The organism is Pseudomonas sp. B3G-3, from assembly GCF_028640915.1.
Taxonomy (GTDB): Bacteria; Pseudomonadota; Gammaproteobacteria; order Pseudomonadales; family Pseudomonadaceae; genus Aquipseudomonas; species Aquipseudomonas chlororaphis_I.
On the sequence record NZ_JAQZAB010000038.1, the window covers coordinates 1 to 205 of the forward strand.

Annotated in this window: 1 protein-coding gene; it reads left to right on the forward strand. The window is 61.5% G+C overall.

Features of this window, described 5'->3' with window-relative positions; all coding sequences use genetic code 11:
• On the forward strand, positions 1–205 hold a 205-nt coding region (locus PVZ80_RS00275), incomplete at both ends, for a hypothetical protein (protein WP_273863290.1).

Here is a 205-nt window from a genome sequence, read left to right on the forward strand (position 1 = left end):
TAGCTTGTCGAGTGATACCAGCGGCCTGCCAGCCCTGAGTTCGGGTGGAGTGGCGCTGGTCTATAGCATCGCTGGCGATACCCTGACCGCCAAAGCCGGTGCCGTCGATGTGTTCACCTTCAGCCTCAGCGCCGCGGGCGCCTACAGCTTTACCCTGCTGCAGCCGCTGGATCATCCAGCCGGCAATGATGAAAACGACATCACC